This is a genomic window from Streptomyces dioscori, assembly GCF_003024195.1.
Classification (GTDB): Bacteria; Actinomycetota; Actinomycetes; order Streptomycetales; family Streptomycetaceae; genus Streptomyces; species Streptomyces dioscori.
Map to the genome: position 1 here is coordinate 334,940 of NZ_KZ679046.1, position 17,588 is coordinate 352,527.

The following is a 17,588-nucleotide window of genomic DNA, read 5'->3' on the forward strand; positions in this document are numbered from 1 at the left end:
CCTAGTTCATTGTGAGTATAGGTAACAATGAGCTATGCTCCGTCAATCCGTTTCTTCTCACCACCGTAGGAGCCCATTGCCCCGCGACGACATCAACTGGACGCCGCCACCCGTCGAGCCAGGACAGCCCCGGCAGGTGCGCCGTATCCTCACCCTCTTCCGTCCCTACCGCGGCCGGCTGGCCGTCGTCGGCCTGCTCGTCGGCGCCGCGTCCCTGGTCTCGGTCGCCACGCCCTTCCTGCTCAAGGAGATCCTGGACACCGCGATCCCGCAGGGCCGCACCGGCCTGCTGAGCCTGCTCGCGCTGGGCATGATCCTCAGCGCCGTGCTCGGCGGTGTCTTCGGAGTCCTGCAGACCCTGATCTCCACCACGGTCGGCCAGCGTGTCATGCACGACCTGCGCACGGCCGTCTACGACCGGCTGCAGCGCATGTCGCTCGCCTTCTTCACCAGGACACGTACCGGCGAGGTCCAGTCGCGCATCGCGAACGACATCGGCGGGATGCAGGCGACGGTCACCTCGACCGCCACCTCCCTGGTCTCCAACCTCACGAGCGTCGTCGCCACGATCGTCGCGATGGTCGCCCTCGACTGGCGGCTGACCGTCGTCTCGCTGCTCCTGCTGCCGGTGTTCGTGTGGATCAGCCGCCGCGTCGGCAACGAGCGCAAGAAGATCACCACCCAGCGTCAGAAGCAGATGGCGGTCATGGCCGCCACGGTCACCGAGTCGCTCTCCGTGAGCGGCATCGTGCTGGGCCGCACGATGGGCCGCTCCGACTCCCTCACCCGCTCCTTCGCGCAGGAGTCCGAGAGCCTCGTCGACCTGGAGGTCCGGTCGAACATGGCGGGGCGCTGGCGGATGGCCGTCATCGGCATCGTCATGTCCGCCATGCCCGCCGTCATCTACTGGGCCGCGGGAATGGCCCTCCAGCTCGGCGGCCCCTCGGTCTCCATCGGCACCCTGGTGGCGTTCGTCTCGCTCCAGCAGGGGCTGTTCCGACCGGCCGTCAGCCTGCTGTCCACCGGCGTCCAGATCCAGGCCTCGCTCGCCCTGTTCCAGCGCATCTTCGAGTACCTCGACCTGCCCGTCGACATCACGGAGCCCGAGCGGCCGGTTCACCTCGACCAGGTCAAGGGTGAAGTGCGCTTCGAGGGCGTCGAATTCCGGTACGACGACAAGAGCGGCCCGATCCTCGACGGCATCGACGTCACCGTGCCCGCCGGCAGCAGTCTCGCCGTCGTCGGCCAGACCGGCGCCGGCAAGTCCACCCTCAGCCACCTCGTCCCGCGGCTGTACGACGTCACGGGCGGCCGTGTCACCCTCGACGGGGTGGACGTGCGCGACCTCGACTTCGACACCCTCGCGCGGGGGATAGGCGTCGTCTCGCAGGAGACGTACCTCTTCCACGCCACGGTCGCCGACAACCTGCGGTTCGCCAAGCCGGACGCCACCGACGACGAGCTGCGCGCCGCCGCGAAGGCCGCGCAGATCGACGACCACATCGCGTCCCTGCCCGACGGGTACGACACGGTGGTGGGGGAGCGCGGACACCGGTTCTCCGGCGGGGAGAAGCAGCGTCTCGCCATCGCCCGCACGATCCTGCGCGATCCGCCCGTCCTGATCCTCGACGAGGCCACCAGCGCGCTGGACACCCGTACCGAGCGAGCCGTCCAGGAGGCCATCGACGCACTGTCGGCCAACCGGACGACCATCACCATCGCGCACCGGCTGTCCACCATTAGGGGCGCCGACCAGATCGTGGTCCTCGACCGCGGGCGCACCGCCGAACGGGGCACGCACGAGGAGCTGTTGGAGCGGGACGGGCCTTACGCCGCTCTGGTCCGCAGGGACGCCCAACTGGAGCCAACAAGATGAAGATATGTCGAGTTTGGAACGATATGCGGGTTAACGTGCCCGCATGCAGAACTACACTCCGCCCACTCCGCCACGGAGAACGATCCGACTGACGCGCCGGGGCCGGACCGCCCTCATCGCGACCGGCGCCGTCGTGGCGGCCACCGCCGTGGCGGTGCCGCTGCTGAGCACGGACGACAGGAACGAACCCCGGACCCTGGTGATCCCGGAGGGCTGGCGCACCGGCCAGGTCTACGCCGCCATGGACAAGGCCCTCGCCCTGCCCGCCGGCTCCAGCAAGAAGTCCCTGGACAAGGCCCGCCTCAAACTGCCCAACGACGCGAGCGGCAACCCCGAGGGCTACCTCTTCCCCGCGACCTATCCCCTCGACAAGAAGTCGACCCCCGTCTCCCTGCTCACGTACATGGTCGACACGGCGAACAAGAAGTTCGGCGGGGGCACGGTCACGGCCGGGGCCGAACGCAACGCGATGAACGTCTACCAGACCGTCACCGTCGCGAGCATCGTGCAGGCGGAGGCGGCCACCAAGGCGGACATGGGCAGGGTGGCCCGGGTGATCTACAACCGGCTCGACCGGGGCATGCCGCTGCAGATGGACTCCACCATCAACTACGCGCTCAACCGCAGCACCCTGCGGACCAGCGAGAACGACACACAGCTCGAAAGCCCGTACAACACGTACGCGCGGATGGGGCTGCCGCCGACGCCGATCGCGAATCCCGGTGAGGAGGCGATGCGTGCCGCGGTCACGCCGACCCAGGGCGACTGGCTGTACTTCGTCACGGTCAAGCGGGGCGACACGCGCTTCACGGCCGACTACGAGGAGCACAAGAGGAACGTCGCCGAGTTCAACCGCGCCGGCAAGGGTGCCTCGGCGTCGTCGGGCTGAGCCGGGCCGCGACCACGGCGTGGCAGGTGCGCCAGGGGCCCGCCGCGCCCCTCCGGGGGCGCGGGAAGTCATCGCGGAGATCCCTCACGTCGTCGCTCGGGCGCCGCCGACCCACGTACACATCGTGCGGATCAGCCGGTGGCCTCCACCGCGGCAGGGGCGACCGGAGCGACCGGAGTATCCGCAAGCAGCCGTCTGATGTCCCGCACCGCCGCCCGCCCGGCACGGTTGGCCCCGATGGTGCTCGCGGACGGCCCGTACCCGACGAGATGGATCCGTGGATCGACGGCCGCACGGGTCCCTTCGATACGGATGCCTCCGCCGGGCTCGCGCAGCCGCAGCGGCGCCAGATGGTCGACCGCCGCGCGGAAACCGGTCGCCCACAGGATGACGTCCGCCGCCACGCGCCGCCCGTCGTCCCACTCCACACCGTCCGGAACGATCCGGTCGAACATCGGCAGCCGGTCCAGGACCCCGTCCGCGAGGCCCTGCCGGATCGCGTCGTTGAGCGGCAGCCCGGTCACCGACACGACACTCCTCGGCGGCAGCCCCTGCCGGACCCGCTCCTCCACCATGGCGACCGCCTCCCGGCCCACGTCCTCGCTGAACGGCCCCTCCCGGAACACCGGTGGCCGTCGCGTCACCCAGGTGGTCCCGGCCGCGTACGGGGCGATCTCCAGCAGATGCTGCGTGCCGGACGCGCCCCCGCCCACCACGACGACGCGCTGTCCGGCGAAGTCCTGCGGGCCGGCGTACTGGGCGGTGTGCAGCTGACGTCCGCGGAAGGTCTCCTGACCGGGATAGCGCGGCCAGAACGGCCGGTCCCAGGTGCCCGTCGCGTTGATCAGCGCCCGCGTGGACCACGTACCGTCCGACGTCTCGACGAGCAGCCGTCCCGCGTCGCCCTCGCGGACGGCCTTCACGTCGACCGGTCGCCGTACGCGCAGGTCGAAGGCGTGCTCATAGGTGTCGAAGTACTCGGCGACGACCTCGGCGGACGGCCGGTCCGGATCCGCGTCCGTCAGCTCCATGTCCGGCAGCGAGTGCATGCCGTGCACCTTGCCGTACGTCAGGGACGGCCACCGGAACTGCCAGGCTCCGCCCGGCCGCGGCGCGTGGTCCAGGACCACGAAGTCCCGCTCGGGCTCGAAGCCGGTGCGCCGCAGGTGATAGCCGCTGGACAGACCGGCCTGGCCGGCGCCCACGACGACGACATCGACTTCCCGTACCCGGTCCCGTACCTCGTCCCGCGCCTGTTCCCGTACCTGCGCTCCGGTGTTGTTCACGCTTCTACCAACTGTGCGGGCGGCGCGGATCTTCCCGGGCGGGCGGGTTCAGGCGGCCGGTTCGGCACCCAGGCGCTCCCGCAGTCCGGCGCACAGCTCCGTGAACCGTGGGTCGGTGCGGTCGCGCGGCCGGTCCAGCCCGACCGCGGCCCCGTACGCGATGACCCCGTCCTTCATCACGAGAACACGGTCGGCGAGCAGCACGGCCTCCTCCACGTCGGGTGTGGCCAGGAGCACGGCACAGCCGCGGCGCCGCCACAGGTCGCCGACGAGCCGCTGGGCCTTGGCCCGGGCCCGCGCGTCCAGAGCGCCGAACGGATCGTCCAGCAGCAGAAGATCGGGTTCATGCGCCAACGCGCGGTCCAGCGAGGCCCGTTTCGTTCTCCATGGTCTCGGCACCGGCCGCGGTTCGAGGAGGGCGAGAGCCTTGCGGCGTGGTACGAGCACGGTGCCCCGGAGGTCATGGTCGAGTCCGGCGAGGATGCGCAGCAGGGTGGACTTGCCGCATCCACGACGACCCACCAGCGCCACGAACTCGCCCTGTCCGATGTCCAGCCGGAGACCGTCGATGACGACGCGGCCGTCGAAGGCGCGCGTCAGCCCTTCGACGCGTACCACCTGTGGGGCATGGCTGATGCTCACGGGATTCCATGGCTGGAGAGCGTCGGGGAGGAGCCGTGGCGCGGTGGGGCGCGCGGGCGGGTGCGCGTCAGCGGCCCGGTTTCGGCCCGCGGACGGGCAGGCGCACGGAAACGGGCGGATGCTGCGGCGCGGAGCGCGGAGCGGAGTGAGGGAACGGCTGAGAAGGCGTCAGCGGCCGGTGCGACACGCGGCGGAGGCCACCCGCAGCAGGTCGATGTGACCGCGCGTGGTGAGCAGAACTGAACGCAACATGCCGCCGAACGTAGTCAGGTCGGTCGGCTACGGTCAATGCCGTCTCGCGGAGTGGCACCGCGTCCCAAGGCGGGAGCCGCCCGGTCTGCGGAGGCGTCGCAGGCGTGGACCTGCGCCCATGGGTGAGGATTGGTTCATGTCCGATGCCTTCACCACCCGTGTCCTGAACATCACCTCCGGCTCCACGGAGACGGTCGTCGACCTCACCCGTGAGTGCGAGGCCTTCCTCCGGGAGGCGGCGGGCGGCCGTGACGGCCTGCTCAATGTCTTTGTGCCCCACGCGACCGCCGGCGTGGCCGTCCTGGAGACGGGAGCGGGCAGTGACGAGGACCTGCTCGCCGCCCTCCACACCCTCCTCCCCGCGGACGACCGCTGGCAGCACCGCCACGGGAGCCCCGGTCACGGCCGGGACCACGTCCTCCCGGCGCTCGTCCCTCCGCACGCCACGCTGCCGGTACTCGCAGGGCGACTGGAACTGGGGACGTGGCAGTCGGTGTGCCTGGTCGACACCAACAAGGACAACCCCGACCGCACGGTCCGGCTGAGCTTCCTGGGCTGAGCTTCCAGGACCCCGCGCGCCGGGCTCAGTGTCAAGGTCGCGTCGCGAGTGATCGCAGGCCGTCTCAGGAATGTCTCAGGCCTGTCATGGGGTGAGGTGTGCCGTGGGGGCAGTCCGTGTTGTGGGTGACGGACCGCGAAACAGCCGCGGTCGCAGCACGGGGAAGGGCTCAACTGCCATGAAGAGCAAGCGCTTTGCAATGATCGCCGTATCCGCTGTCACGGGTGCGCTTCTGCTGACCGCCTGCAACGGGGAAGACGGTGTGACCGGCGCCGGCTCCGCCGCGAGCAGCCCGGCCGGCGGTGGGCACGCGTCATCCGGTACGGGGCACGACGGTGCGCAGGGCGTCGGCAAGTGGGAGAAGAACGCGGCGGACGCGGCCTTCTTCGGTTCGGTGATGACCGGTGCCGACGAGGTCCCCGTCGAGGGCGGTCCCGCGGTGGGGGACAAGGACGGGCACGCGCTCGCCCTGATGCGGATCCAGGGCGACCAGGTTTCCTACGCGTTCACCTTCACCGGTGTTCAGACGCCGACCCTCGGCCACCTCCACAAGGGCGTCAAGGGTGTCAACGGCGATGTGAAGATCCCCTTCTTCACCAAGAAGCTGGAGGACGGCAAGAAGTTCGTCTTCGGTACGGTCACCGTCGACGACAAGGACTTGCTGGAGGGCATCAAGGCCAACCCCGGGAACTGGTACTTCAACATCCACACCGGTGAGTTCCCGGGCGGGGCCGTCCGCGGCCAGGCCTACAAGCTCCCCTCCGGTGTCGACGTACCCGACACCATGAACGAGGACACCCTCACCGCCGTCATCAAGGACGCCTAGCAGGGGGGAGGGCCCGGGAGCCTTGCGGGGTTCCGGGCCCTTACCGACCGCGCGCGGTGTGCGTCCCGCAGGGCCGGGCAGGGGAGAATGGGTCGGCACGCAGCGGACTCATGGGCCGGTACGCAACGGACCCATGAGCCGGTACGCAACGGACCCAAGGGTCGACCTTGCTGAAGGCTTAAGGAGCGGGACATGCAGGACGCGCGAGCAGGGCAGGTCGCCGGACCCGGTGACCTCGTCGATGTGGCCCGCCTGGTCACGGCGTACTACGCGCTGCACCCCGACCCGGCCGAGCCCGGGCAGCGGGTCGCGTTCGGCACCTCGGGGCACCGCGGCTCATCGCTGGCGACGGCGTTCAACGAGGACCACATCGCGGCCACCAGCCAGGCCATCTGCGAGTACCGCACCGCGCAGGGCACCGACGGCCCCCTCTTCCTGGGCGCCGACACCCATGCCCTGTCCGAGCCCGCGCGGGTCACGGCCCTTGAGGTGTTCGCCGCCAACGACGTGATCGTCCTCATCGACCAGGGCGACGGCTACACGCCCACCCCCGCCGTCTCGCACGCCATCCTCACCCACAACCGGGGCCGCACCTCCGGCCTCGCCGACGGTGTCGTGGTCACCCCCTCGCACAACCCGCCCGCCGACGGCGGCTTCAAGTACAACCCCCCGAACGGCGGCCCGGCCGGCTCCGAGGCGACCTCCTGGATCCAGGACCGCGCCAACGACATCATCACCGCGGGCATGAAGGACGTACGCCGCATCCCCTACACCCGCGCCCTGGCTGCACCCGGCACCGGCCGCCACGACTTCCTCGGGACCTACGTCGCCGACCTGCCGAACGTGCTCGACCTGGACGCGATCCGGGCCGCCGGCGTGCGCATCGGCGCCGATCCGCTGGGCGGCGCCTCGGTCGCCTACTGGGGCCGGATCGCCGAGCAGCACCGGCTCGACCTGACGGTGGTCAACCCGCTCGCCGACCCCACCTGGCGTTTCATGACGCTGGACTGGGACGGCAAGATCCGGATGGACTGCTCCTCGCCGTACGCCATGGCCTCGCTCATCGAGCAGCGCGACCGGTTCGACATCGCCACCGGCAACGACGCCGACGCCGACCGGCACGGCATCGTCACCCCGGACGGCGGCCTGCTCAACCCCAACCACTATCTGGCCGTGGCGATCTCCTATCTGTTCTCGCACCGCAAGGAGTGGCCCGCCGAGGCCGGGATCGGCAAGACCCTCGTGTCGTCCGGGATGATCGACCGGGTCGCGGCGGACGTCGGCCGGACACTGGTCGAGGTCCCGGTCGGATTCAAGTGGTTCGTGGACGGCCTGTCCGACGGGACGCTCGGCTTCGGCGGCGAGGAATCGGCGGGCGCGTCCTTCCTGCGCCGCGACGGCTCCGTGTGGACCACCGACAAGGACGGCATCATCCTGGCCCTGCTCGCCTCCGAGATCACGGCCGTCACCGGCGAGACACCCTCCCAGCACTACGCACGGCTCACCGAGCGCTTCGGCGCCCCCGCCTACGCGCGCATCGACGCCCCGGCCTCCCGCGAGGAGAAGGCGCTGCTCGCGAAGCTGTCCCCGCGCCAGGTCACCGCCGACACCCTCGCGGGCGAGCCGGTCACCTCGGTGCTCACCGAGGCCCCCGGCAACGGCGCCGCCCTCGGCGGGGTCAAGGTGTCCACCGCCAACGCCTGGTTCGCGGCCCGCCCCTCGGGCACCGAGGACGTCTACAAGATCTACGCGGAGTCGTTCTCGGGCCCGGAACACCTGCAGCAGATCCAGGAGGAGGCCAGGTCCATGGTGCTGGCGGCCCTGAACACCTGACACCTGACACCTGGCACCTGCTAGGGGGCACCTGACACCTGCTCGGGCTCCGGCCGCCCGACTTCTCGTGATGCGCTCACTCCCACACCACGATGTTCCGCCGCACCGGCACGGACGACGCGTCCGTGGCGAACAGTTCGGGGGAGTGGGCGCGGATGCGCTCGATGTCGTCGAAGACGGCTCGCAGATGTGTGCGCATGGCCGTGCGGGCGAGTGGGACGTTCCCGCCGGTGATCGCGTCGAAGATCTCGCGGTGCTGGGCGACGAACACGGCCGGTGACACGTTCTCGTGAAGGCCGAGGCGGCGGGCCCGGTCCAGGTGGCCCTTGGCGGCTGCGACGGTCGTCCAGACGTTCCCGTGCCCGCTCAGCCGCATCAGGCCCTGGTGGAACGCCTCGTCCAGACCGAAGAACTCCTCCAGGCCGAGGTCCGCCCGCCGCTGCCGGTCGAGGTTGGCCCGCAGCTCCCCGACGATCGCGGGGTCGAGCGCCGCGGGCAGATCGTCCAACGAGGCGAGTTCCACCGCCTCCCGCAGGAACTGCGCGTCGGCGACCTGCCCCGGGTCGACGCGGGACACGAACGACCCGATCTTGGGGAAGACCTGCACCAGGCCCTCCTGGGCCAGCAGGATCAGGCTCTCCCGCACCGGCGTACGGCTGACGCCCATCGACGCGGCGAGTTCGTTCTCCGAGAGGGCCGCGCCCGGGGCGAGTTCGAGGGTCAGGACCATCTGGCGCAGTTTCAGATAGATGTCGCGCCGGTTCGTCCGCCCGTTCGTTTGAGCCATGCGCCCATCGTACGTAGAACCACGGCACAAGTATTGCCGTGCTGCGCGACAGATGCTTGTATACAAGTACTTCGCGACCGATCGCGACCAAGGAGTGCCTGTGAGCAGGATCGAAAGCGTCGAGGTCTTCGTCGCCTCCCCCGGCCGGACCTTCGTCACGCTCCGGATCACCACCACGGACGGGGTGACCGGCCTCGGCGACGCCACGCTCAACGGCCGGGAACTGGCCGTCGCCAGCTATCTGCGCGACCACGTGGTCCCGCTGCTGATCGGCAGGGACCCGTCGCGCATCGAGGACATGTGGCAGTACCTCTACAAGGGCGCCTACTGGCGGCGCGGACCCGTCACGATGACCGCGATCGCCGCCGTCGACACCGCCCTGTGGGACATCCTGGGCAAGACCGCGGGCCTGCCCGTCCACAAGCTCCTCGGCGGCCGGTCGCGCGACGGCGTACTCGTCTACTCGCACGCCAGCGGCACCGACGTGCCCTCGCTCCTCGACGACGTCCAGCGCTATCTGGAGCTCGGCTACAAGGCCGTACGCGCCCAGGCCGCCGTGCCCGACGTCGGGGGCACGTACGGGGTGCGCAAGGGCAAGGTCTACGAACCCGCCGCGACCGAACTGCCCGACGAACAGCCCTGGGACACCGAGGCCTATCTCGACTTCGCGCCCAGGTACCTGGAAGCGGTACGGGAGCGCTTCGGCTTCGGCTTCCACCTCCTGCACGACGTGCACCACCGGCTCACCCCGAACGAGGCGGCCCGGTTCGGCAGGAGTGTCGAGGCCTCCCGGCTGTTCTGGATGGAGGACCCGACCCCGGCCGAGAACCAGGAGTCCTTCCGGCTGATCCGGCAGCACACCACGACGCCGATCGCGGTCGGCGAGGTGATGAACTCGATCTGGGACGTCCAGCACCTCATCACCGAGCAGCTCATCGACTACGTACGCACCACCGTCGTCCACGCGGGCGGCATCACGCATCTGCGCCGGATCTTCGACCTCGCCGCGCTCCACCAGGTGCGGACCGGCTCCCACGGGGCGACCGACCTCTCGCCGGTGAGCATGGCCGCCGCCGTGCACCTCGACATCGCCGTGCCGAACTTCGGCATCCAGGAGCACATGGGCCACCCCGACGAGACCGCCGAGGTGTTCCGTACGGGGGTGACGTTCGCCGACGGCATGCTGTACCCCTCCGACGAGCCCGGCCTCGGCGTCGAGTACGACGAGAAGGCCGCCGAGCGCTTCCCCTACCAGCGGCGCTACCTCCCGGTCGCCCGCAGGCTCGACGGGTCGGTGCACGACTGGTGAGCACCGACGACCAGTTGAGCCGCGAGGCACTGCCCCGGCTCGCGCCCGGACTGCGGCCCGCCGTCGACCCGGCCGAACTGCGCACCCGTGTCGTCCACTTCGGTCTCGGCGCCTTCCACCGGGCTCACCAGGCCGTGTACACCGAACAGGCCGCCGCCCGCTCCGGTGAGCCCTGGGGCATCACCGCGGTCGCGCCCCGCTCGGCCGGAACCGTACGCGCCCTGCGGGACCAGGACTGTCTGTACTCGCTCACCGAACGCCGTCCGGACGGACACCGCACCCGGGTCGTGGGCTCGGTCGTCGGCGCGCTGGCCATGGGGCCCGACGCCGAGGCCGTCGACGCCTTGCTCGCCGACCCCGAGGTGACGGTCGTGACGCTGACCGTGACGGAGAAGGGCTATCACCGGTCGGCGGCGACCGGCGGTCTCGACCTCACCGCCGGGCGCGTCGCCGCCGACCTCGCCGCCGCCCCCGACGGGCCGCTCACCACGGTGACCGGGCGCCTCGCCGCCGGCCTCGCCGCCCGGATGCGGGCCGGGGCGCCCCCGGTCGCCGTCGTGTCCTGCGACAACATGGCGGGCAACGGCGCCGTACTGGCCCGGGTCGTCCACGACTTCGTCCGCGCGTCGGCCTGGCCCGACCGCTCGGAGATCCTGGACCGGATGGCCGGGGCCGTCACCTTTCCCGCGACCGTCGTGGACCGGATCGTGCCGGCCACCGGCGAGGCCGACCTGGCGAGCGCCGCCGCCGCGCTCGGCGTACGGGACGCGCTCGCCGTGACGGGGGAGCCGTACCGCCAGTGGGTCCTTGAGGACTCCTTCCGCGCGCCCCGGCCGCCCTGGGAGCTCGACGGCGCCCTGTTCGTCCCGGACGCGGCGCCCTACCAGCTCACCAAACTGCGACTGCTGAACGGCTCCCACTCCGCCCTCGCCCACCTCGGCCTGGCCGCCGGACTCACCACGATCGCCGAGACCATGGCGACGGACTGGGGCGAGGGTCTCGTCCGGGCGCTGTCCGCGGAGGTGGCACCCACACTGCCCGCGGGCGGCCCGGATCCCGTCGCGTACGCCGACGATCTCGTCGTACGTTTCCGCAATCCCGCCATGCGTCATCTGCTGCGGCAGATCGGCTCCGACGGATCGTTGAAGATCACGGAACGCTGGCTGCCCGCGCTGCGGGAACTGCGCGCCCGGACCGCGACCACCCCTGGCGGCCGGGTGACCCCGGTACTCGAACTCGCCCTCGCCGGCTGGGCGCACGGCACCCGCCGGGCCGCCGCGGACGCCTCCTCCGGTACCGGTGACACCCCTCGGTCCAGTGCCCCCTCGGATCCCGCCGCCGAGGCACTCGCCGCCTGCTGGGCGCCCGCGACCCGCCCCGCCGAGACCGTACGCGCGCTGCTGGGCGTCCTGGGCGCCACGGATCTGGCGGACGACGACGCCCTCACGTCGGCCGTCGCGGACCGCCTCCCCGCCCTGGCCGCCGGACGCGTCGAGATCTGACCCCGTAGCCACCCCCGTACCCGCCCCCCCGTACCGGCCCCCCGTACCAGCCCCTCGGGGGGTCTCCCTCGTCCCCAACAGCTTCTTCGGTCACGAACAACGGAGTTCACGATGAAGGACAGCGTCATAGCCGCTCAGCAGACGCCTTCCGCCCAGCGCAGCACCCGCGATCTCACCCGCGCCGCCGTCTCGGGCTGGCTCGGTACGGCCATGGAGTTCATGGACTTCCAGCTCTACTCGCTGGCCGCCGCGATCGTCTTCAACAAGATCTTCTTCCCGGACGTCAGTCCGGCCGTCGGACTCATCGCCGCGATGGCCACCTACGGCGTCGGATACGTAGCCCGGCTCGCCGGAGCCGTCTACTTCGGGCGGATGGGCGACCGGCTCGGCCGCAAGAAGGTCCTGTACATCACCATCCTGCTGATGGGCGCCTCCACCACCCTGATCGGCGCCCTGCCCACGTACGCCACCATCGGCATCCTCGCGCCGATCCTGCTCGTCGCCCTGCGGCTGGTGCAGGGCTTCGGCGCGGGCGCCGAGATCGCCGGGGCGACCGTCATGCTGGCCGAGTACGCGCCCGTCAGGCGGCGCGGCGTGATCTCCTCACTGGTGTCGCTCGGCACGAACTCCGGGACGCTCGCCGCGTCGGGCCTGTGGGCGATCCTGCTCGCCGTGCTCAGTGAGGACCAACTGCTCTCCTGGGGCTGGCGGTTGCCCTTCCTGCTGAGCTTCGGCCTGATGATCTTCGCGGTCTGGGTCCGGCGCAGCCTCAAGGAGAGCCCGGTCTTCGAGGAGCGCCCCGACGTCGTCGACGGGGTGGCGCTGGCCCGTGACGAGGTCGAGTCCGTCATCGCCACGGCCGACGAGCACCAGGGCGGTGTCCTGGCGGCGGGCATCCGGCAGCGCAAGGGCAAGGCGTTCTTCCTCGCGCTGGGCCTGCGCTTCGGCCAGGCGGGCAACTCCGGGCTGATGCAGACATTCCTCGTCGGCTACATCGCCACCAACCTCGCGGTCGGCCGGTCCGTACCGACGGACGCGATCGTGTACGGCTCACTGGCGGGCTTCGCCACCGTGCCGCTGGTCGGCCTGCTGGGCGACCGCTTCGGACGCCGCCCGGTCTACCTCGCGCTCTCCGCCCTCACCGTCGTCCTCGCCTTCCCGGTGATGCTGCTCGTCACCTCCGGATCGACGCCGGGCGTGATGCTCGGCATGGTCCTCGGCCTGAACGTCGGAGTCCTCGGACTGTTCTCCCTCGAAAGCGTCACGATGGCCGAACTCTTCGGCTCCCGCACCCGGTTCACCCAGCTCGCGCTCTCCAAGGAGGTCGGCGGCATCCTCGCCACCGCGATCGGCCCGGTCCTCGCGGCCACACTCACCGCCGTCACCGACAGCTGGTGGCCCATCGCCGCCATGCTCATCGTCTACTCGCTCATCACCTTCGTCAGCGCGTACCTCGCCCCCGAGACACGCGGACGCGACCTGGTCCGGCTGGAGGACGCCGTATGAAGACGATCACCCCCCACATGAGGGCGGTCGTGGTGCACGGCCCCGGCGACGTACGCGTCGACGAGCGGGCCCGGCCCGCACCGGGCGCGGGCGAGGTGCTGCTGGCCGTGGAGTGGGGCGGCATCTGCGGATCCGACATCGCGTACTGGAAGAGGGGGGCGTCCGGCACCGCCTCGCTCGCCCATCCGCTGGTGCTCGGGCACGAGTTCGCGGGCCGGATCGCCGCACTCGGCGACGGCGTCACCGGCCTCGACGTGGGACAGGCGGCCACCGTCCACCCGGCGAGCCTCGTCGGCGACGGCGTCCTGCCCGAACGGCTCGCCGGACGGACGAACCTCTACCCCCGCGTCCGCTACTTCGGCTCGGCGGCCTTCGACCCGCACACCGACGGCGGGTTCAGCGAGTACCGCACGGTCGACGCGGCCCAGATCCGGCCGCTGCCGGCCGGTGTGGGCACCGAACAGGGCGCCCTCGCCGAGCCGTTGGCCGTCGCGCTGCACGCCGTCGGCCGGGTCCCCGAGCTGCGCGGCCGTACGGTCCTGGTCAACGGCTGCGGTCCGATCGGCTCGCTGGTCGTCGCCGCGGCCCGGTACCGAGGAGCGGGCCGGGTGATCGCCGCGGACCTGTCGCCGTCCTCGCTCGCCGTCGCCCGCGCCATGGGCGCCGACGACACCCGCGACCTCTCCGCGGGCGAGAGGCTGCCCGAGGACGTCGACGTGGTCTTCGAGGCGTCCGGTGCCCCGGCCGCGCTCGGCCCCGTACTGCGGGCCACCGCCCGGGGCGGCACCCTCGTCCAGGTCGGCAACCTGCCCGGTACGGCCGTGGCGGCGGCCCTCGGCGACCTGGTGACCCGGGAGATCACCTGGATCGGCTCGTACCGCTTCGTCGAGGAGATCGACGACGCGCTGCGCGCTCTCGGGGACGGTCTGGACGTGACTCCGCTGATCACCCACCGCTTCCCGCTGGAACGGGCCGAGGAGGCGCTCGCCGTCGCCGCGGACCCGGACAGCGGCAGCAGCAAGGTCATGCTGCGGATGGGCTCCGCCTGAACCGCCGTCCGCCGAACTGCTCAACCACGGGCGCCGTCCGTCGCGGCCGCCCCCTCCTCCTCCCCACCATGTCCGCCATCCGCCATCCGCCAGGAGAAGCTCGTGTCCCTGCCGCCCCCTCCCCGCGCCGCCGAGAGTCATGAGCGGGCGGCCGACGTCGTGTGCGTCGGCGAGACGATGGCCGTTCTCGGCCCGCCGGACACCGGCCCGCTCGCCGAGCAGTCCCTGCTGAGCATGGCCATCGGCGGTGCCGAGTCCAACGTCGCCTGCGGGCTCGCCGGACTCGGGCGCCGGGCCGCCTGGCTGAGCCGGCTGGGCGACGACCCCTTCGGCCGCCGCATCCTGGCCGAGCTGACCGCGCGCGGCGTGGACGTGAGCGCCGTGGAGACCGACCCGGACCGCCCGACCGGCGTCTACTTCAAGGACCCGGCCCCGGACCCGGACCACGGTCCCGGCCACACCCGTACGTACTACTACCGGGGCGGTTCCGCGGCGTCCGCGATGGGGCCGGACCTGGCGTGGCACCCCGCGCTCCGCAGGGCCCGGATCCTGCATCTGTCGGGGGTCGCCGCGGCCCTCTCCGACAGCTGCGCGCGTCTCCTGGAGACACTGCTCGTCGGCCGGGACGGCCGTGCCACGCCCGGTCCGCTCGTGTCCTTCGACGTGAACCACCGCCCCGCCCTCTGGCGCCAGGGAGGTCACGAGGCCGCGGACGCCGCCCGCAGTCTGCTGGCGCTCGCCCGCGCCGCGGACATCGTGTTCGTCGGCCGGGACGAGGCCGAGGAGCTGTGGGGCACCGCCCGCCCGGACGACATCGCGGAACTGCTCGCGCCCGCGCCCACCGTGGTCGTCAAGGACGCCGAGCACGGGGCGACGTCGTATGGCGCAGACTCGGCTGTCGCCGACGTGCCCGTCGCCGATGTGCCTGTCGCCGACGTGCCCGTCGCGACCTCGCCCATCGCGACCTCGGCCGCCGCGACGCCGTACGCCGCCCGTCGGCGGACCTTCGTGCCCTCGCTGCCCACCAAGGTGGTCGAACCGGTCGGCGCGGGTGACGCGTTCGCGGCCGGCTATCTGACGGGAGTGCTGGAGGACCGCGACGAACGCTCCCGGCTGCGCCTCGGTCACCTGGCGGCCGCTGCCGCGCTGCGGACCAGGGACGACGTGCCCGACATGCCGTCCCGTACGGAGACCGGCCGCTGCCTCGCCCTGCACGAGGACGAGTGGGCCGCCACCGCGCGCCGCTGAGAAGACACCGAATGAGCCAACGAGTGGCCGAACAGGGTGCGTTGGGGGCCGGTGGTGCACATGGGCCGAGGGGTGAGGAATAACGTGGGCGCCCACGACCGGCGTCCGACGGTTCCGTGGTCCGCACCCACCCACGCATACGTACGCACAGGAGCGTCCATGACTGACGAGGCAGAGAACCCTGAGCCGGAGGCGCTCGCCAGGATCGACACCTCCGTGCCGCAGTCGGCCCGGATCTGGAACTACTGGCTGGGCGGCAAGGACAACTACGAAGTCGACCGGGTGGCCGGCGACGCGTTCCGCGCCGTCTTCCCCGGTATCGAGACCGGAGCGCGTGCCGCCCGGTACTTCCTCGCCCGCGCCGTCCGTCATCTGGCCGCCGAGGAGGGCATCCGGCAGTTCCTGGACATCGGCACCGGGCTGCCCAACGTGGACAACACCCACCAGATCGCTCAGCGGGTGGCGCCCGAGAGCCGGATCGTCTACGTCGACAACGACAAGCTGGTGCTCGCGCACGCCCGCGCGCTGCTCACCAGCACACCGGAGGGTGTCACCAACTACGTCGACGCCGATCTGCGCGATCCGGGCACGATCGTGCGGGAAGCAGCCAAGACGCTCGACTTCGACCGGCCGGTCGCGCTGATGCTGATGGGCATCCTGGGCCACATCGAGGACTACGACGAGGCACGCTCGATCGTTCGGCAGCTGGTGGACGCGCTGCCGCCCGGCAGCTACCTCGTGCAGTACGACAGCACCGACACCAGCGAGGCGTACGTCGAGGCCATCAAGGGGTACAACGAGGGCGGCTCGATCCCGTACATCCTGCGCAGCCCCGAGCAGATCGAGGGCTTCTTCGACGGTCTGGAGCTGCTCGAACCGGGTGTGGCGTCGTGCTCGCGCTGGCGTCCCGACACCGAGGCCCTGGGCCTGCCCGCCGAGGTGCACCAGTACGGCGGGGTCGGCCTCAAACGCTGAGGCGCTGAAGCGCTGGGGAGGCGGGCCCGTCGGCGGCCGGCGCGCGCCCGCTCGTGCGCGCGCCGGCCGACGGCTCACCGGCGAGGTCAGGTCTCCTGGAGGATGCGGTGGAGGATCGTGGGTGTCTCCTCCGGCGGCTCGGCTTCGAGCCCCAGGCGGTTCATGACGTCCCAGTAGCGCTCGATCTCGGCCGGCTTGTCGGGATAGAGGGCGGTGGCCAGCTGTTCGAGGCAGACCACGTCGGGCAGTTGACCGCCGGGCAGGCGCAGGACGGTGACCGGACCGCTCTCGGCCGCGTAACCACCGGCGAGGAACGGGATGATCTGCAGGGTGATCTGCGGGAGCCGGCAGATGTCGATGAGATGCCTGAGCTGGGCGCGCATCGTGTCGAGGCCGCCCACCGGACGCCGGAGCGCCGCCTCGTCGATCACGGCCCACAGCCTGGCGGGCGGGTCCCGGTGCAGAACCCGCCGGCGCTCCATGCGCAGCGTGACGCGTCGCTCGGTCTCCTGCGCGTCGGCGTCAGGGTGCCCGAGCCGGATGGAGGCGCGCGCGTAGGCGGGGGTCTGCAGGAGGGCTGGTACGCGCTGGACCTCGAAGCAGCGGATGACGCTCGCCGCCTGTTCGGCCCCCAGGTAGGTCTGCATCCACGGGGGCACCACATCGCTGTAGTACTGCCACCAGCCAGGGGTGTTGGCCTCCTTGGCCAACGCCAGCAAGGCGGCGCGCTCGGCCTCGTCCGTGACTCCGTAGTGCGTGAGCAGATCGGTCACGTCACGCGGTTTGTTCCCGTGCCGACCGGCCTCCAGGCGGCTGACCTTGGACCGGGAGGCGCGGATGGCGTGCCCCGCGTCCTCACGGGAGATCCCCGACTCCTCCCGCAGCGCGCGCAACTGCGCGCCCAGCAGCAGACGTGGCAGCACGGGACCGGCCGGCCGGCCGTCCGGAACTCTGCGGTCGGAGACACCGCTGTCGAAAGGTGAACCTACGGCCTCTGTGGTGCCCATGGGCAGTCTCCTTGCGGTGAACGCAACTCCGCGCGCATCCCG

The 17,588-nt window shown here is 71.3% G+C and carries 16 protein-coding genes; 11 read left to right on the forward strand and 5 right to left on the reverse strand.

What is annotated here, in order from left to right:
• Positions 1-76: 76 nt before the first annotated feature.
• Together C6Y14_RS24170 and mltG are read left to right on the forward strand one after the other, a co-directional pair.
• A complete protein-coding gene (locus C6Y14_RS24170) occupies positions 77-1,876 on the forward strand; it encodes an ABC transporter ATP-binding protein (protein WP_199854832.1) in 1,800 nt (599 codons plus the stop codon).
• 43 nt (positions 1,877-1,919) lie between these two features.
• Complete coding sequence (mltG, locus tag C6Y14_RS24175) at positions 1,920-2,765, forward strand: endolytic transglycosylase MltG (protein ID WP_107018882.1); 846 nt, start codon at positions 1,920-1,922, stop codon at positions 2,763-2,765.
• A gap of 131 nt (positions 2,766-2,896) precedes the next feature.
• Here the strand turns inward: mltG and C6Y14_RS24180 are convergent, their stop codons facing one another.
• The 3 genes from C6Y14_RS24180 to C6Y14_RS45900 form a co-directional block, all read right to left on the reverse strand.
• Positions 2,897-4,051, reverse strand: a complete 1,155-nt coding sequence (locus tag C6Y14_RS24180; RefSeq protein WP_107018883.1) for an NAD(P)-binding domain-containing protein — start codon at positions 4,049-4,051, stop codon at positions 2,897-2,899.
• A 48-nt stretch (positions 4,052-4,099) separates the two neighbouring features.
• Positions 4,100-4,693: an ATP-binding cassette domain-containing protein gene (locus C6Y14_RS24185; protein ID WP_107018884.1), complete on the reverse strand. Its 594-nt coding sequence runs from the start codon at positions 4,691-4,693 to the stop codon at positions 4,100-4,102.
• 168 nt (positions 4,694-4,861) lie between these two features.
• Positions 4,862-4,945 (reverse strand): putative leader peptide, encoded by an 84-nt coding sequence (locus C6Y14_RS45900; RefSeq protein ID WP_373466074.1) that lies wholly within the window; start codon positions 4,943-4,945, stop codon positions 4,862-4,864.
• Positions 4,946-5,081: 136 nt separating this feature from the next.
• Here C6Y14_RS45900 and C6Y14_RS24190 point away from each other — a divergent pair, with 136 nt between their 5' ends.
• The 3 genes from C6Y14_RS24190 to pgm all read left to right on the forward strand — a co-directional run bounded on the left by C6Y14_RS24190 (position 5,082) and on the right by pgm (position 8,163).
• Positions 5,082-5,504 (forward strand): secondary thiamine-phosphate synthase enzyme YjbQ, encoded by a 423-nt coding sequence (locus C6Y14_RS24190; RefSeq protein WP_107018885.1) that lies wholly within the window; start codon positions 5,082-5,084, stop codon positions 5,502-5,504.
• A gap of 178 nt (positions 5,505-5,682) precedes the next feature.
• Positions 5,683-6,330: a CHRD domain-containing protein gene (locus C6Y14_RS24195; RefSeq protein WP_107018886.1), complete on the forward strand. Its 648-nt coding sequence runs from the start codon at positions 5,683-5,685 to the stop codon at positions 6,328-6,330.
• Positions 6,331-6,522: 192 nt separating this feature from the next.
• Positions 6,523-8,163 carry a phosphoglucomutase (alpha-D-glucose-1,6-bisphosphate-dependent) gene (pgm, locus tag C6Y14_RS24200; protein WP_107018887.1) on the forward strand — a complete coding sequence of 547 codons (1,641 nt, stop codon included), beginning with the start codon at positions 6,523-6,525 and terminating at the stop codon, positions 8,161-8,163.
• Between the two features lie 76 nt (positions 8,164-8,239).
• Here the strand turns inward: pgm and C6Y14_RS24205 are convergent, their stop codons facing one another.
• On the reverse strand, positions 8,240-8,950 hold the full coding sequence (locus C6Y14_RS24205; protein WP_107018888.1) for a GntR family transcriptional regulator: 711 nt from the start codon (positions 8,948-8,950) through the stop codon (positions 8,240-8,242).
• Between the two features lie 52 nt (positions 8,951-9,002).
• On the opposite strand from C6Y14_RS24205, the gene manD reads away from it, so the two are divergent.
• The 6 genes from manD (at position 9,003) to C6Y14_RS24235 (ending at position 16,539) form a co-directional block, all read left to right on the forward strand.
• A complete protein-coding gene (manD, locus tag C6Y14_RS24210; RefSeq protein WP_107018889.1) occupies positions 9,003-10,259 on the forward strand; it encodes a D-mannonate dehydratase ManD in 1,257 nt (418 codons plus the stop codon).
• Positions 10,256-11,761 (forward strand): mannitol dehydrogenase family protein, encoded by a 1,506-nt coding sequence (locus C6Y14_RS24215; protein WP_107018890.1) that lies wholly within the window; start codon positions 10,256-10,258, stop codon positions 11,759-11,761. The genes manD and C6Y14_RS24215 overlap by 4 nt, the downstream gene beginning before the upstream one ends.
• Before the next feature lie 111 nt (positions 11,762-11,872).
• A complete protein-coding gene (locus C6Y14_RS24220; RefSeq protein ID WP_107018891.1) occupies positions 11,873-13,267 on the forward strand; it encodes an MFS transporter in 1,395 nt (464 codons plus the stop codon).
• On the forward strand, positions 13,264-14,316 hold the full coding sequence (locus C6Y14_RS24225; protein ID WP_225891243.1) for an L-idonate 5-dehydrogenase: 1,053 nt from the start codon (positions 13,264-13,266) through the stop codon (positions 14,314-14,316). Before C6Y14_RS24220 ends, C6Y14_RS24225 begins: the two co-directional genes overlap by 4 nt.
• 102 nt (positions 14,317-14,418) lie before the next feature.
• Entirely contained in the window at positions 14,419-15,564 is a 1,146-nt protein-coding gene (locus tag C6Y14_RS24230; RefSeq protein ID WP_225891244.1) for a sugar kinase, read from the forward strand.
• 159 nt (positions 15,565-15,723) lie between these two features.
• Positions 15,724-16,539, forward strand: a complete 816-nt coding sequence (locus C6Y14_RS24235) for an SAM-dependent methyltransferase (protein WP_107018892.1) — start codon at positions 15,724-15,726, stop codon at positions 16,537-16,539.
• Positions 16,540-16,625: 86 nt separating this feature from the next.
• On the opposite strand, the gene C6Y14_RS24240 is transcribed toward C6Y14_RS24235, so the two are convergent.
• The gene (locus C6Y14_RS24240) at positions 16,626-17,546 is read right to left on the reverse strand and encodes a helix-turn-helix domain-containing protein (RefSeq protein ID WP_107018893.1); all 921 of its coding nucleotides are present in this window, start codon (positions 17,544-17,546) and stop codon (positions 16,626-16,628) included.
• Positions 17,547-17,588 lie beyond the last annotated feature (42 nt).

Bases quoted from the DNA above. Each gene is read 5' to 3' on its own strand.
- mltG (WP_107018882.1), top strand. From the start codon at position 1,920: ATGCAGAACTACACTCCGCCCACTCCGCCACGGAGAACGATCCGACTG.
- C6Y14_RS45900 (WP_373466074.1), bottom strand. From the start codon at position 4,945: ATGTTGCGTTCAGTTCTGCTCACCACGCGCGGTCACATCGACCTGCTG.
- C6Y14_RS24190 (WP_107018885.1), top strand. From the start codon at position 5,082: ATGTCCGATGCCTTCACCACCCGTGTCCTGAACATCACCTCCGGCTCC.
- C6Y14_RS24195 (WP_107018886.1), top strand. From the start codon at position 5,683: ATGAAGAGCAAGCGCTTTGCAATGATCGCCGTATCCGCTGTCACGGGT.
- pgm (WP_107018887.1), top strand. From the start codon at position 6,523: ATGCAGGACGCGCGAGCAGGGCAGGTCGCCGGACCCGGTGACCTCGTC.
- C6Y14_RS24205 (WP_107018888.1), bottom strand. From the start codon at position 8,950: ATGGCTCAAACGAACGGGCGGACGAACCGGCGCGACATCTATCTGAAA.
- manD (WP_107018889.1), top strand. From the start codon at position 9,003: ATGCTTGTATACAAGTACTTCGCGACCGATCGCGACCAAGGAGTGCCT.
- C6Y14_RS24220 (WP_107018891.1), top strand. From the start codon at position 11,873: ATGAAGGACAGCGTCATAGCCGCTCAGCAGACGCCTTCCGCCCAGCGC.
- C6Y14_RS24225 (WP_225891243.1), top strand. From the start codon at position 13,264: ATGAAGACGATCACCCCCCACATGAGGGCGGTCGTGGTGCACGGCCCC.
- C6Y14_RS24235 (WP_107018892.1), top strand. From the start codon at position 15,724: ATGACTGACGAGGCAGAGAACCCTGAGCCGGAGGCGCTCGCCAGGATC.
- C6Y14_RS24240 (WP_107018893.1), bottom strand. From the start codon at position 17,546: ATGGGCACCACAGAGGCCGTAGGTTCACCTTTCGACAGCGGTGTCTCC.